Below are 13,761 nucleotides of genomic sequence, written 5' to 3' on the forward strand. Positions count from 1 at the left end.
GGCCATTTTTTTTGCGCGAGGCAGGCTCCGTCCATGCCGACAGACGCACCACTTCGGTGCCAAACACCCGAAAAAACCGAGCATCCGGATATCCGAACAGCCAGATCGCGCTTCATCCGGATATCCGAATGGCGCTCTTCGCACTTTAAAAATAGGCTGCCCGATGGTCCTAAATTCGCCGGCAACAATGCCGTAAGAGCGAGCCAGGACCCTTCGCCCCCACCGCTCCAAAGGCTATCCGCCAGATGAGCCAAACATAAAAGATCCAACTATGCTGTCCTCCCTCCGCGCGCGCATCGTGGCCCTATCCGTGGCCATCGTCGTGGTGGCGCTCATCGCCAATGCCGTTATCAATCACGTGGTGGCCAGTTCGTACAACGACGACGCCATCGACAGCAACCTGGCCGCCGCGCAGAACGGCCACGTCGACGCCATCGCCGACTGGGTGGCGAGCCACACGCAGATGATCGACTCGCTGCAGGACGCGGCAACGCAGCCCGACACCAACGCCGCCATCGCCGCGCTCAAGCAGGTAGGCAGCGCCGGCGGCTTCGTCATGACCTACATCGGTTTTCCCGACAAGTCCCACCGGTTTTCTGATACCGAAGGCCTGCGGCCCAATTACGATCCCACGTCCCGCCCCTGGTACAAGCAGGCCGTGGCCGCGGGCAAGCCGGTGGTCACGCCGCCCTACGTGGCCGCCAGCAGCGGCAAGCTGGTCGTGACCTTCGCCGTGCCCATCCTGCGCGACGGCGCGCTCAAGGGCGTGGTGGCCGGCGACGTGTCCATGGACAGCGTCATCGCCACCATCAAGGCCATCCACCCCACGCCTGCCAGCTTCGGCGTGCTGGTAACAAAGGACGGCAAGATCGTGGCCCACCAGGACGATAAGCTCACGCTCAAGCCCCTGACGGATCTGATGCCCGCGCTTGCCATCGACAAGCTCGCAGCGCTCGAAGGCGCCAAGGCCCCGTTGCAGGTCGATGTGGACAATGCGCCCAAGCTGCTGCGGGCGCGCGGCGTGCCCGGCACGGACTGGATTGCCGTGATCGCGCTGGACCAGGGCGAGGCGACCGCAGGCATGCGCTCCATGCTGATGGCATCGGTGTTCGTGCTGATCGTGATCGCTTGCGTGGCGGCCGCCATCGTCGCCGGGGTGACAGCGGTTTCATTCCGAAGGCTGTCGGTGATTCGCGACGCCATGCGGGATATCGGTAGCGGGGATGGCGACCTGACGCGCCGCCTGCCAGCCAATGGCTCCGATGAGGTGGCGCAGATTGCGCAGGCGTTCAACGCCTTCGCCGAGAAGCTGGTCAGCGTGATGCGCCAGATTCGGGATGCCAGTGCATCTGTACATGCGGCCGCTGACGAGATCGCGGCCGGAAACATCGACCTTTCGCGGCGAACTGAATCGGCTGCGGCGAGCCTGGAAGAGACGGCGGCGTCGATGGAACAGATCACCGCGACCGTGAGCCAGTCCGCCATGTCGGCCAAGCAGGCCGATGCGTCTGCGATCGCAGCCTCCCAGGTCGCTGGCAATGGTGGCGCCGCCATTGGCGAGGCCATTCAGACCATGAGCGAGATCGAGCGGGCTTCGGTCAAGGTGTCCGACATCATCGGCGTGATCGAAGGCATTGCATTCCAGACCAACATCCTTGCGCTGAATGCTGCGGTGGAAGCGGCGCGCGCCGGCGAGCAGGGCCGTGGATTTGCCGTGGTTGCCGGTGAGGTGCGCGGGCTGGCGCAGCGCAGTTCGCAGGCTGCGAAGGAGATCAAGACGCTGATCGAGACCACCGTCGACAGCGTGGTGTCCGGCTCCGGGCAGGTACGCCGCGCCGGAGACACGATGAATGCGATCGTCGGGAACGTGGACAAGGTGACCAGCATCATTTCCGAGATCACCAATGCGGCGCAGGAGCAGACCCGGGGCATCCAGGAGGTGAACCGGGCGGTCAGCCAGCTGGATCAGATGGTGCAGCAGAACGCGGCTCTGGTGGAGGAATCCACCGCGGCGGCCGAGGCGTTGCAGGGGCAGGCGGGCGCGTTGGCGGGGGTCGTGGGGCAGTTCAGGCTGGGGTGAGGTACTGGGAGCCCATGGCGGGCTCCCGCATCCCGGTGTTCTCCCCTCTGCCTGAATGGAGCTATCACACGCGCAGCATGAATTCCGCAAAGGCATCCGAGCCAAGCGGGCGGCTGACTAGATAACCCTGAATGGCATCGCATCCGGCATCCTTCAGCTCCGCCGCCTGGCGTTGGCACTCGACGCCTTCCGCGATTGTTTTCATTCCCAGCGAACGAGCGAGAGAGACAATGCTGCGGATGATCGCAGACGCCTTCTCCGAATCGGCCAGCGCCCGAACGAACGACTTGTCGATCTTCAGGGTGTCGATAGGCAGTCGGACCAGATAGCCGAGACTGGAGTATCCAGAGCCGAAGTCGTCCAGCGATGTGGATATGCCGGCTAGCTTCAGCGCCGCGAGCACGGACGTTGCCTTCTCGATATCGCTCACCAGACTGTCCTCCGTGACTTCAATGTCGAGCATTGCGGGGGAGACGTCGTGTGCCCTCGCGATACGGAGAATCATATCGGTAAGTTCCACACAGAGAAGTTGCCGAGCCGACAGATTGAGGCTGATCCGCGGTATGGATACACCCAGCCGTCGCCAGGCACCGATATGGCGGCAAACTGCATTGAGCAGCCATTCGACGAGGGCTGCTTCATATGGGGACTCAAGTAACACATCCAGGAATGCGTGCGGCATCAGCAATCCTCGTTCAGGATGACGCCAGCGAAGCAGCGCCTCAGCACCGATTGGTAAAGCATCCGCGAGTGCTATCTGAGGCTGGAAATGAAGCTCGAACTGGTTCGCGGCAAACGCCTCACGAAGATCCATGCGCAAGGCAAGGCGGTCACGCATGCCCCGATCGAGTGCGCCATCGTACGCGCGCACCTGAAATCGGCCAGATGACTTCGCTGCGTACATGGCCGTGTCGGCACGACTCAGCAATGCCTCGGCCGATTCCGGTGCTTCTCTCAGTAGCGCGATGCCAATGCTAGCCGACAGGCAGACGGATCTTCCGCATGCCCCGAATGGCATCGCGAGCTCACGGAGCACCGCATGCGCGAACGCTTCTGCCGCGTTCTCGGTCGTATTGCGTAACAGCAGGACAAACTCGTCGCCCCCTACGCGCGCGGCGAAACATTCAGGTTCGAGAATTGCGACTAGCCTTTTCGCAAAGCCGCGCAGCAGATCATCGCCGACAGCATGACCGAACGCATCGTTGACTTCCTTGAATTGGTCCAGGTCAATAAACAGCACAGCCAGGGAAGCACCCTGCGTAAAGCCTGGTGAAGCGGCCTCGGCGACCGCGCCTGATAGCGTTTCCATGCACTTGCGCCGGTTGGGCAAACCAGTCAGATAGTCGTGACTAGCTTCAAACTCCAACAGCGCCGCGTGCTCGTATTCGCGCGTGACGTCGCGGAAGAGTACCGTAATGCCATCGTCGTGGGCAAATGAGCGAGCCTCAAACCAGGTGTCGAGCGGTGCGTAATAGTCAGTATGCCGACCGGGGAGTCCAGTTGCCGCCGTCTGCTGATAGACGCGGTAGTAGCCGGAGTCCACCAAGTCCGGGTAACACTGCCAGATGTCGCGCCCCAGCAGGTTTTGCCGCTCCTGCTGCAAGTATCGTTCGGCTGTATGGTTGAGATAGGTGAAGCGCCACGATCTGTCTATCGACATGAATCCGTCGCTCAGGCTATCAAGCAGGTCACCAAGGTGAGGCGGTGCGGGCTGTCGGGCGCCGGCATCTTTCGGGCGGGGAGGACAAAAGTCAGGCTGTCGTTCCATTTTGTTTGGGGCCATCTGTTCGCGTCGGACCCAAAGGCATCGCACGTGCGCAAACCGCGGGGTCATTGCATTCTAGCCGCGTTTGCCACCGCTACGAACATCGGGATGCGCTCGCGCCCCCCAGCCTTTCATGGGGAAGATGCAGCCCCTGCATGCTGGATCTCTACGCTCCATTGTCGCCAAGGCGCCCTGCCGTCTCCGGAACGATGAACGCACCCACCAGGTAGATGATGGTGACAACCGCCAGGAAGATGCCCAGCACCATGGGCAGTTCGGCAGGGGTGCTGGCGCACAGCGAAGCAAACGTCGGCATCATGCCACCGACGGCAAATCCGATATTCCATGACAGGCCGGTCCCCGTGGCACGGATGCTGGTGGGGAACCGTTCGTTCAGGAAAATGAGGATCGGGGCGAAGCCGCTGCAGCCCAGCATGGACAGCACCACGGCATACAGGCCGAGCGTGGTGGTGTCCGGCGCCGCCGGCATCCACTGGTAGAGCAACGGCAGCACCACCACGTTCAGCGCGCCGATCAACAGGAAGGCTCGCTTGCGGCCGATCATCGTACTGAGGTGGCCGGCAAGAATCGATGCCACGATCACACCCAAACTGCTGGCCATCAGGATGGCGGCAGACTCGCCAGCCGATGCCTTCACCACCACCTTGAGGAAGGTCGGCAGATAGCCGGAGGTCAGGTAGTAGGCACTGCCACCGCCCACGGTGAGCAGGATGTTGACGAAGAGGACGCCACGGTACTGGCGGGAGAAGATCACGCGCAGCGGGTTCTCAACCGGCGCGGCATGCCCCTTGGCCGCCTGCAACTGCTTCCACAGCGGAGACTCCTCCAGCGAGTTGAAGATGAACAGGCCGAGCACCGAGCTGATGATGCCGGAGAAGAACATGCAGCGCCAACCCCAGGCATCGAACGCTTCCCCCGGAAACAGCGCGGTCATCGCCATGTAAGTAATGGAAGCCAGCAGCGCCCCGATACCCGCGCCACCGCCACCGACCAGCCCGGAAACGGCGCCGCGCCAGGACGGGGGCACCGATTCGGTACCGATGGTGTGGGTGGATGCCACCACGCCACCAACGAAGATACCCTGCACCAGCCGGAGCAGGATAAACAAGGCTGGCGCAAGCAGCCCCACCTGACCCACCGTAGGCAGCAGGCCGAACGCCGCCGTGGACAAGCCAACGCCAGTGACGGCAACGACCATCGCCCCCTTGCGGCCGTGGCGGTCGGCATAAGAGCCGAAGATCGCCGAGCCGAGTGGCCGCATCAGCAGCGTCACGGCAAACGACGCATACACCGCCGCCAGCGACAGCATCGCGTGCTCCGACGGGAAAAACAGCCTGCCGATCACGGGCGCCACGAACAGCAGGATGAACAGGTCGAACAGGTCCAGCGCCCATCCCATGCACGACGCCGCCACGGCACCAAACACCTGGCGATTGCTCGCCGCTGGCAGCGCCTCGCTGATCGTCGCTGCACTCTTCTTTGCTACGGCTTCCATTGTTGTCTCCTTTGATTTGGATCTCTGCTTGGATCATTACGGCAGCTATGACGCGCGGGCGGTGCCTTGCCAGCGCGCCCGCGATTGCCATCAGCTGCCGCGGAACGCCGGCTTGCGCTTGCCGTGGAAGGCTTCCACGCCTTCGCGGAAATCTTCCGAGCTGCGCAGGCGGCTATAGCAATGCCCTTCCAGCTCGATGGCGATCGACAGCGGCGCGTCCTCGGTGTCGTTGAGCAGCTTCTTGGCGGTGCGCTGCGCCAGCGGCGAGAAGCCGCGCAGCTCGTCGACCAGCGCATCGGTGGCGGCTTCCAGCTCGGCGTCTGCCACGCATTCCACGGCGATGCCCCACTCATAAGCCTGCTTGCCCGAGATGCGGCGCGAGCGCATCACGATGTCCTTGGTGCGGCCGATGCCCACCATCTTCTGCAGGCGCGCCGAGCCGCCCGAGCCGGGGATCTGGCCGAGCTTCTGTTCCGGCAGCGCGTACTGCGTGGTCTCGGTGGCGATGCGGAAGTCGCACGCCAGCGACAGCTCGAAGCCCACGCCAAAGCAGTAGCCGCGGTTGGCGGCAATCACCGGCTTGCTGCAGCGCGCCGGTGCCGCCACGTTCCAGGCCAGTTGCGAGACATGCTCGGGCGATGCCTCCAGGAATCCCTTGATATCGCCGCCGCTGGAAAAATGCTCGCCTTGCGAACGCAGCACGATCACGCGCACGCGATCGTCGGCATCCAGCGCTTCAATGACGGCACGCAACTGGTCGCGCGCTGCCATGGCGATCACGTTGTAGGGTGGACGGTGCAGGATGATGTCCGCACGCTCGCGCCCGGCATCGATCTCCACGGAGAAGCCGTCGAGTTGCTGGAGCCGCTGTTGGTCGGGATGGATCATCTCGATTGCCTGGGTCATGTCTTACTCCTTGATGGTATCGACAGGCGCGGCGTCCGCAGCCTGGTTGGGGTTGGGGTTGGGGTTGGTATTAGGGTCGGGGCTCATGGAATGCGGGGCCAGCGCGTATTCGCCGGCGGACAACTTGCGCCGCAGGATCTTGCCAACCGGCGACTTGGGAATCTCCTCCACGAAGACGTAGTCGCGCGGGCGCTTGAAATTGACCAGGTCAGAGCCGCGGCAGTAGGTATCCAGGGCTTGCGCGTCGATGTGGCCGCGCGGCTTGACGAAAGCCACCACCTTCTGGCCCCAGCGCGGATCCGGCACGCCGGCCACCGCCACCTCATCGACCGCCGGATGCAGCGACAGCACCGATTCGATATCGACCGGGGAGATGTTCTCGCCGCCGCTGATGATCATGTCGTCCACCCGGCCGCTGACGAAGAGATCGCCCTCGGCATCGAAGTAGCCGGTGTCGCCGGTGAAGTACCAGCCATCGCGCAGCGATTTGGCGTTGGCGTCGTCGCGGTTCCAGTAGCCCTCGAAGGCCTCGTCGCCGCGCAGGTCGGCGATGATCTGGCCTTCCTCGCCGGTAGCCGCCAGATCGTCGGGTGAGCGGGCATCCAGGCGCACCACGCGCAGGCGCGTATTGATGCCGGCGCGCCCGGCGCTGCCGGGCTTGCGGGTGGCACGCTGGTCCACGCTGAAGGTGTACACCTCCGACGAGCCGTAGTGGTTCACGAACAGCTCCGGCTCGAAGGCCTGCGCGAGGCGGCGCAGCAGGCCGTCGCTCATTGAGGCACCGGCAAAGCCGAGCTTGGTCACGGTGCGGATCGCCGGGGGATCGAATCCCGGATCGGCCAGCAGGTCGTGGTACAGCGTCGGCACCAGGTACAGGCAGCTGATTCGGTGAGTGGCGATCTCCTTGAGCGCCTGCCCGGCGTTCCAGCGCCGCACGCAGACGAACAGGCCGTCCACCAGCGCCATTGCCAGCAGCGAGCGCACGCCCATGGTGTGGTAGAGCGGCATCACGCCAAGGGTGCGCTCACCATGGCGATACAGGTTCTGCGCCACGTGCGCCAGCGCCGCGGCGCGCTCCTGCTGGTGGCGGCGCGGCACGCCCTTGGGCTTGCCGGTGGTGCCCGAGGTGTAGAGCATCAGCGAGACATCACCCGCTTCGGCCACCGGGCCGCCATGCAGCGCAACGCTGTCCAGCAGCGAAGCGAAGGACATCGAGCCGCCAGCCGCGCAGTCCAGCGCAATGCAGGGCACGGCCTGGGCCGCGAGGCTGCCCAGCACCGCATCGGCGCTGACCGGCTCGAACACCAGCGCCCTGACGCCGGCATCCTGCACGCAGTAATCGAGCTCCTCCGGCTTGGCGCGCCAGTTCAGCGGCACCATCACGATGCCGGCGAACTGGCAGGCCCAGTGCAGCGTGGCCATTTCCCAGCGGTTTTGCAGCACGGCCAGCAGGCGATCGCCCGGCGCCAGGCCGATCTCGCGCAGGCCACACGCCACGCACCGGATGCGCTCGTACCATTGCGCATAGGTAAGCATCAGGTCGCCGTCGACAATGGCGGGCGCGTGCGGGCTGCGCTCCACGCTTTGCAAGAAGGTGCGGCCAAGATCAAGCATCGCAGGCCTCCTGGGTATCTACGCCGGCAGCAGCATGACGAGCCCGTGCACGGATCGCGGCTACGTCGAGCACGGCGGCCACGATGGGGGTGTAGCCCGTACAGCGGCACAGGTGGCCTGACAGCATGTCGCGCACCTGCGCTTCGCTGGGTTCCGGCACGCGCTCCAGGTAGTCCGCGCACGACATCAGAATGCCGGCCGTGCAGAATCCGCACTGCAGCGCGTGGTGGCGGCGGAAGGCTTCTTGCAGGTCGCCCAGTCCCTCGGCCGGCGCCAGCCCTTCGACGGTATCGATGGCGCGGTCCTCGGCCTGCACGGCCAGCATCAGGCACGAGCGCGCGGCAACGCCGTCGACGCGTACCGTGCATGCGCCGCAGACGCCATGCTCGCAACCCACATGGGTGCCAGTGGCGCCGAGCTCGTGGCGCAGGAAGTCCGACAGCAGCTCGCGCGGCTCGCAGTAGCCGCTGCGTTCGCGGCTGTTCAGGGTCAGGGTGATGCGGCGTTGCTCCAGGCGCTGCATCACCTGGGCGGGCTTGCCGGATTCGGCGCCCTTGGTGGTCTTGCTCATTTTGCCTCCTCGATCACACGCATGCCCAGTTGCCGCACCAGGTGCCGGCGGTACTGCGCGCTGATATGGGCGTCGTCCTGCGCGCCCAGTTTCCAACTGAAATCGTTGATGGCCTGCTCCAGGTCCTTGCCCTGCAGGCGCGGCCAGGTTTCCAGCACCGGCCGGTCCGCCACGCCGCCAACCGCCAGCGCGATGGCGTCATCGGTCACGGTGGCCGCGCAGGCCACCAGCGCAAAATCGCCATGGCGTGCGGAGAACTCGGCAAAGCCGTAGCGCGCGCCGGGGCGCCGCAGCGGAAAGCGCACCGCCTCCACCAGCTCGTCGGGCTCGCGCGCCGTCATCAACATGCCCTGGAAGAAGCTGGCCGCCGGCAGCACGCGGCGGCGGCGGGCTGAACGCAGCATCACCTCGCCGCCCAGCGCGGTCAGCACCAGGGGCAATTCCGCGCTCGGGTCGGCATGGGCGACCGAGCCGCACACGGTGCCGCGATTGCGGATCTGGAAATGCGAGATATGCGGAAAGGCCATGGCCAGCAGCGGCACCTCGTCGGCCAGCGAGCGGCGCCATTCGACGCTGCCCTGCGTGGCCGCGGCACCCACCACCAGGTGAGCGTCTTCCACCCGCACCGTGTTCAGCTCGGCGGTGCGCGAGATATCGATCAGCAATTGCGGCTGCGCCAGGCGCATATTGAGCACCGCCATCAGCGACTGGCCACCGGCCAGCACGCGCGCGCCCTCGCCGCCACGAGCCAGCGCATCGAGCACGTGCTGCGTGGTTTCGGCGCGCAGGTAATCGAAAGCGGATGGTTTCATCGGCGTACTCCCAAGCGGGCCAGCAGGCGGGCAAGCCAGCCTTGCGGCCGTACCGGCTTGCCGGCGGCCTGGCGGCCGAGCGATTCAAACAACTGGCGCAGCACCACCTTGGCGGCGCCCTCCAGCATGCGGCCGCCCACGGCAGCGACCTTGCCGGATACCTCGGCCTCGTAGTCGTAACTCAGGCGCGTGCCGCTGCCATGCGGGACCAACTCCACCAGGCCGGCGCCGCGCGCACTGCCCAGCGAGGACATGCCTGCGCCTGCCAGCCGCAGCCGGCGCGGGGGATCGAGGTCCGACAGTGCGATCTCCGCCTCGAAGCGGGCCTTGATCATGCCAACCCCCACCGTCACGTCGGCGCGGTAGTGGTTCTCGGCGGTGCGCTCCAGCGCGTGGCAGCCGGGCACCACCTTGGCCAGCGCCTGCGGGTCCACCAGCACGGCGAAGATGGCTTCGGGCGTGGCATCCAGATCCACCGAGCCGCGCGCGGTGAGCGCCTTGCCGCTGCCCTTGCGGGCCGCTGGCGCGGCGGCCTCGCGCATCGCTTCGAGCAGCTCGGGGCGCGACGGTGGCGGATCGTCGAAGCCCACCATGGCCATCACCTTGGCCGGGGTCAGCGGCAGGCGGATGTCCTGCTCGCCTAGCGCGTCGGCCACCGCGTTGGCGATGCAGGGCGGCGTGCTCATGTTGTTGCCCTCGCCCAGGCCCTTGGCGCCGAGCGGCGTGAAGGGGCTGGGCGTCTCCAGGTGCACGATCACCGGGTCCGGCACCTCGCAGGTGGTCGGCATCAGGTAGTCGGCCAGCGTGCCGGACTGGAAGCTGCCGTCGGCGCCATAGCGGAACTCTTCCATCAGCGCCGCGCCCAGCCCTTGGGCGAAGGCACCACGGATCTGGCCATCGGCCAGCGCCGGGTTGAGCAGCGTGCCGGCGTCGTGCGCGGTCACGTAGCGGTCGATGCGCACGCGCCCCGTGGCGCGGTCGATCTCTACGCCGCACATATCGAAGGCGAAGCCGTAGGCGGCCGAGGTGTTGATGCGGTCGTTCTCATTCGGCGCTTCCAGGTTGGGCGGCGACCAGAACACCGTCTCGCGCAGGCCCGGCTCTTCTCCCGCCGGCAGCTGCTGCGGTGACCAGTGCGGCGCATTGCTGGCCACGCGCGTGAAGGGCAGGCCGGATTCGGGCGCGCCTTTACGGGCAATGCGGCCGTCGTCGAACACCACCTCGGCGGGCGTGCAGCCGAACTGCGGCGCCACGATGCGCGCCAACTTGTCGCGCACCCGCTCGGCGGCCAGGTGCACGGTGCCGGCCACGGCGCCGGCGAAACGGCTGGAGTAGTTGCCGGCGGCGACCGACCATGCATCCTTGTGCGTATCGAACTCGACGTTCACGACCACGTCGGCCGGATTCACGCCGAGCACATCGGCCACCACCTGCGCGCACACTGTCATATGGCCCTGCCCGGCCGGCGTCGAGGCAATGGTGACCACCACGCCGCCGAGCAGGTCGACGCTGACCGTGGCGCTGGCGATGGCGCCGTTCTTCGGCCCCGCTTTCTTGCGCGCCTCGGCGGGCATGGCGGTGGTGATATAGCCCATGTTCGACACCGACGGCTCGACGATGGCGGCAAAGCCGATGCCATAGAGCCGGCCCTCGGCGCGTGCGGCATCGCGGCGGCACTTCAGCTCGTAGTAGCCGCCCTCTTCCAGCGCGCGCGCCAGCGCCAGCTGGTAGTTGCCGGAGTCCAGCAACGCGCCCGCCGCGGCGCGATAGGGAAAGGCATCGGCGGCGACAAAGTTGCGCCGATACACTTCGAGTGGATCGAGCCCGAGTTGTGTCGCGATGCGATGCACCAGCCGCTCCAGCGCAAAATACACCTGCGGGCCGCCAAAGCCCCGCACCAGGCCGGTGGGCGTCTTGTTGGTCATCACCACGCGGTTGCGCACCAGCAGGTTGGGGATGTCGTAGGCGCCAGTCAGGCAGCCGTGCATGCGGTAGAAGGTAGCGGGCTCCGGCGCGCGCAGATAGCCGCCGCAGTCTTCGATCTGGTCATAGGCCAGCGCTTTGATGCGGCCGTCTGACTCCACCGCGGCTTCCAGCGTGGACAGCCGCGCGGTGGCGGAGGTGGCCGCGCTGAGATGTTCGAGGCGGTCCTCCACCCACTTCACCGGCGCGCCGGCCTTGCGGGACGCCAGGCACATCAGCACCGCGTAAGGAAACACCGCCTGCTTCACGCCAAAGCTGCCGCCGGAATCGCGCGGGGCCTTGTGGCGCAGCCGGTTGGCCGGCACCTTGAGCGCCATCGCCATCACCGCATGCAGCGAGAACGGCCCCATGAAATTGGAGGTGACGTCGTAGCCTTCGTCACCGGGCAGGAACTCGGCAATCACCACGCCGCATTCAATCGGCGTGCAGGTGTTGCGCGGATAGTGCGCGGTCAGCGTGACCCGGTGCGGCGCAGCGGCAAAGGCGGCTTCAGGCTCGCCGTAGCGGAAGTGGCGGTCGCTCACCACATTGGCGCCTACGCCGGGATGCAGGATGGGCGCATCGTCGGCCAGCGCGGCCTCGATCGATACCACCGGCGGCAACACGCGGTAATTCACCCGCACCAGGTCGAGCGCGTCTTCGGCCAGGGCACGGCTCTCGGCCATTACCACGGCCACCGGCTCGCCCACATAGCGCACGCGGTCCATGGCCAGCGCCCATTGCTCCATTGGCGACTTCACGGCGACCACGAAGGGACGCGACCAGGCCACCAGGTCGGCGCCGGTGAGCACGGCATGCACGCCCGGCGCGGCAAGCGCCGCGCTGGCATCGATGGTGCCGAGTTCGGCATGCGCATGCGGGGACCGCACGATCGCGGCGTGCAGGGTGCCCGGCTTCACGCCCAGGTCGTCGCCATAGCGGCCACGGCCGGTGAGGATCGCGGCGTCCTCGAGCCGCTCCATCGAGCGGCCGACGTGACGCTGGCGCGCGGCTGCGCCGGCCGCTGCGGATTCAAGGTGGATGGCCGCCGCTGCGGCGGGCAGACTGCGCTTGTCGCTCATGACCGGCCCTCCCGCGAGGCGGGACTGGCACGGTCCATCTGGTTAGCGGGGATTGCGGGGATTGCGGGCCGGCACAGGGAGATGCAACGCGACACGGGGCGAACGCCCGCTACCGCTGTCTCCAGTGTCGTGCCGGTCATGCCGCCAGCATCGTTCTGTCTCATTCCTGACTCCGTTCTGCGCGTCGGCCCCGACAGGCGAATCCGCCGGGGACATGCAACGTTGAACAGGAGCTTAGTGAGATTATGGTATTAGTTCTAATATTGTTTTTTGATTATGCTTATCAGTTCAAATGATGCCACTCCAGGTGGACTTTAGCGGGCACATCTGGGCTGCTGACGCGCCGCTGATAAGGGTTTTCCCCCGATAGTGGCCAGTCGTTCCGGCAACGTGACAACATAAAATCTGATACGATCACTTCAAGCTAACAGATTATTTGATACCTAATCGATCACTTGGCATGGACATCAAACAGATCCAGTACTTCATTGCGCTGTTCGAAGATGGCTCCGTCACGCGCGCGGCCAAGCGGCTGAATATCGTGCAACCGGCGCTCAGCATGCAGATCGCCAAGCTGGAAGAGGAGTTCGGACAGAAGCTGTTCGATCGCATCCCGCACGGGATGGTGCCGACGGCGGCCGGCCGCATGATGTACCGGCTGTGCCTGCCGATCACGCGGGACCTCGCCAACGCCCGGCAGCAACTGATGCAACGCGAGGAGCAGGTGGCCGGCAACATCTCCATCGGCATGGTGGCGTCGGAAACGGAAAGCGTGCTGGTGGGGTCGCTGGTGCGCTTCAACGCGCGCTACCCGAATGTGGAGGTATCGGTGGCGGACGGATTCAGCGCCACGCTGATCGACCTGGTCTCCGCCGGCCAGCTCGACGCGGCCGTGGTGCATAAGCCCCGTGGCAAGCTCTCGCTCCATGTGCAATCCCTGCACGACGAGGAAATGGTGCTGGTCACCAGCGCCGAGCATGGCCCGGAACTGCCGGCGGCGGTGGAACTCACCAAGCTGCCCGGGCTGGAACTGGTGCTGCCCACCAAGCGCCACGGCTTGCGCGGCGTGCTGGACGCGGCCACGCAACTGGAAGACGTGACCCTGCAGCCGAAGTTCGAGATCGACATCCTCGGCACCATCGTGCAGTTCGTCGAGGCCACCCGCTTTGGCACGGTGCTGCCGCGCATCGTGGTGCAACGCGCGGTGGACGAGGGCCGGCTGCGCGTGTACCCCATCCTGGCGCCGCGCATCGTGCGCCACCTGGTGTGCGTGAGCCATCCGCAGCGCCCGCTCAGCACGGCAGCCGATGCGCTGATCGCGATCGTGGCCGAGGAGATCCGCAGGGTGTCAGGCACCGCCGGCTGATCCGGGTGCCCGGCATCAGGAAGGGCACGATACGGTAGGCTACTCTCCGGATCGTGCCGGCTTCGAGCTAATGCGCCGGGAAGGCGT

The 13,761-nt window shown here is 65.9% G+C and carries 9 protein-coding genes; 2 read left to right on the forward strand and 7 right to left on the reverse strand.

Features of this window, described 5'->3' with window-relative positions:
* Positions 1-271: 271 nt before the first annotated feature.
* Positions 272-2,080: a methyl-accepting chemotaxis protein gene (locus tag AC1Q7Q_RS13700; protein ID WP_492387172.1), complete on the forward strand. Its 1,809-nt coding sequence runs from the start codon at positions 272-274 to the stop codon at positions 2,078-2,080.
* 64 nt (positions 2,081-2,144) lie between these two features.
* On the opposite strand, the gene AC1Q7Q_RS13705 is transcribed toward AC1Q7Q_RS13700, so the two are convergent.
* The 7 genes from AC1Q7Q_RS13705 to AC1Q7Q_RS13735 all read right to left on the reverse strand — a co-directional run bounded on the left by AC1Q7Q_RS13705 (position 2,145) and on the right by AC1Q7Q_RS13735 (position 12,308).
* A complete protein-coding gene (locus tag AC1Q7Q_RS13705; RefSeq protein WP_492376812.1) occupies positions 2,145-3,914 on the reverse strand; it encodes a putative bifunctional diguanylate cyclase/phosphodiesterase in 1,770 nt (589 codons plus the stop codon).
* Between the two features lie 97 nt (positions 3,915-4,011).
* The gene (locus AC1Q7Q_RS13710) at positions 4,012-5,361 is read right to left on the reverse strand and encodes an MFS transporter (RefSeq protein ID WP_492376813.1); all 1,350 of its coding nucleotides are present in this window, start codon (positions 5,359-5,361) and stop codon (positions 4,012-4,014) included.
* Between the two features lie 90 nt (positions 5,362-5,451).
* The gene (locus AC1Q7Q_RS13715; RefSeq protein ID WP_492376814.1) at positions 5,452-6,267 is read right to left on the reverse strand and encodes an enoyl-CoA hydratase/isomerase family protein; all 816 of its coding nucleotides are present in this window, start codon (positions 6,265-6,267) and stop codon (positions 5,452-5,454) included.
* A gap of 3 nt (positions 6,268-6,270) precedes the next feature.
* Positions 6,271-7,881, reverse strand: a complete 1,611-nt coding sequence (locus tag AC1Q7Q_RS13720) for an AMP-binding protein (RefSeq protein ID WP_492387173.1) — start codon at positions 7,879-7,881, stop codon at positions 6,271-6,273.
* Positions 7,874-8,452 (reverse strand): (2Fe-2S)-binding protein, encoded by a 579-nt coding sequence (locus AC1Q7Q_RS13725; RefSeq protein WP_492375362.1) that lies wholly within the window; start codon positions 8,450-8,452, stop codon positions 7,874-7,876. The genes AC1Q7Q_RS13720 and AC1Q7Q_RS13725 overlap by 8 nt, the downstream gene beginning before the upstream one ends.
* Positions 8,449-9,264 carry an FAD binding domain-containing protein gene (locus AC1Q7Q_RS13730; protein ID WP_492375363.1) on the reverse strand — a complete coding sequence of 272 codons (816 nt, stop codon included), beginning with the start codon at positions 9,262-9,264 and terminating at the stop codon, positions 8,449-8,451. Before AC1Q7Q_RS13730 ends, AC1Q7Q_RS13725 begins: the two co-directional genes overlap by 4 nt.
* A complete protein-coding gene (locus AC1Q7Q_RS13735; protein WP_492375364.1) occupies positions 9,261-12,308 on the reverse strand; it encodes a xanthine dehydrogenase family protein molybdopterin-binding subunit in 3,048 nt (1,015 codons plus the stop codon). Before AC1Q7Q_RS13735 ends, AC1Q7Q_RS13730 begins: the two co-directional genes overlap by 4 nt.
* Positions 12,309-12,768: 460 nt before the next feature.
* Here AC1Q7Q_RS13735 and AC1Q7Q_RS13740 point away from each other — a divergent pair, with 460 nt between their 5' ends.
* A complete protein-coding gene (locus AC1Q7Q_RS13740; RefSeq protein WP_492375365.1) occupies positions 12,769-13,674 on the forward strand; it encodes a LysR family transcriptional regulator in 906 nt (301 codons plus the stop codon).
* The last annotated feature ends 87 nt before the right edge of the window (positions 13,675-13,761 follow it).

The sequence above is a fragment of the Cupriavidus sp. GW823-FHT07A04 genome, assembly GCF_058794615.1.

Coding starts and splice junctions, on each gene's coding strand:
- AC1Q7Q_RS13700 (WP_492387172.1), top strand. CDS start 272: ATGCTGTCCTCCCTCCGCGCGCGCATCGTGGCCCTATCCGTGGCCATC.
- AC1Q7Q_RS13705 (WP_492376812.1), bottom strand. CDS start 3,914: ATGACCCCGCGGTTTGCGCACGTGCGATGCCTTTGGGTCCGACGCGAA.
- AC1Q7Q_RS13710 (WP_492376813.1), bottom strand. CDS start 5,361: ATGGAAGCCGTAGCAAAGAAGAGTGCAGCGACGATCAGCGAGGCGCTG.
- AC1Q7Q_RS13715 (WP_492376814.1), bottom strand. CDS start 6,267: ATGACCCAGGCAATCGAGATGATCCATCCCGACCAACAGCGGCTCCAG.
- AC1Q7Q_RS13720 (WP_492387173.1), bottom strand. CDS start 7,881: ATGCTTGATCTTGGCCGCACCTTCTTGCAAAGCGTGGAGCGCAGCCCG.
- AC1Q7Q_RS13725 (WP_492375362.1), bottom strand. CDS start 8,452: ATGAGCAAGACCACCAAGGGCGCCGAATCCGGCAAGCCCGCCCAGGTG.
- AC1Q7Q_RS13730 (WP_492375363.1), bottom strand. CDS start 9,264: ATGAAACCATCCGCTTTCGATTACCTGCGCGCCGAAACCACGCAGCAC.
- AC1Q7Q_RS13735 (WP_492375364.1), bottom strand. CDS start 12,308: ATGAGCGACAAGCGCAGTCTGCCCGCCGCAGCGGCGGCCATCCACCTT.
- AC1Q7Q_RS13740 (WP_492375365.1), top strand. CDS start 12,769: ATGGACATCAAACAGATCCAGTACTTCATTGCGCTGTTCGAAGATGGC.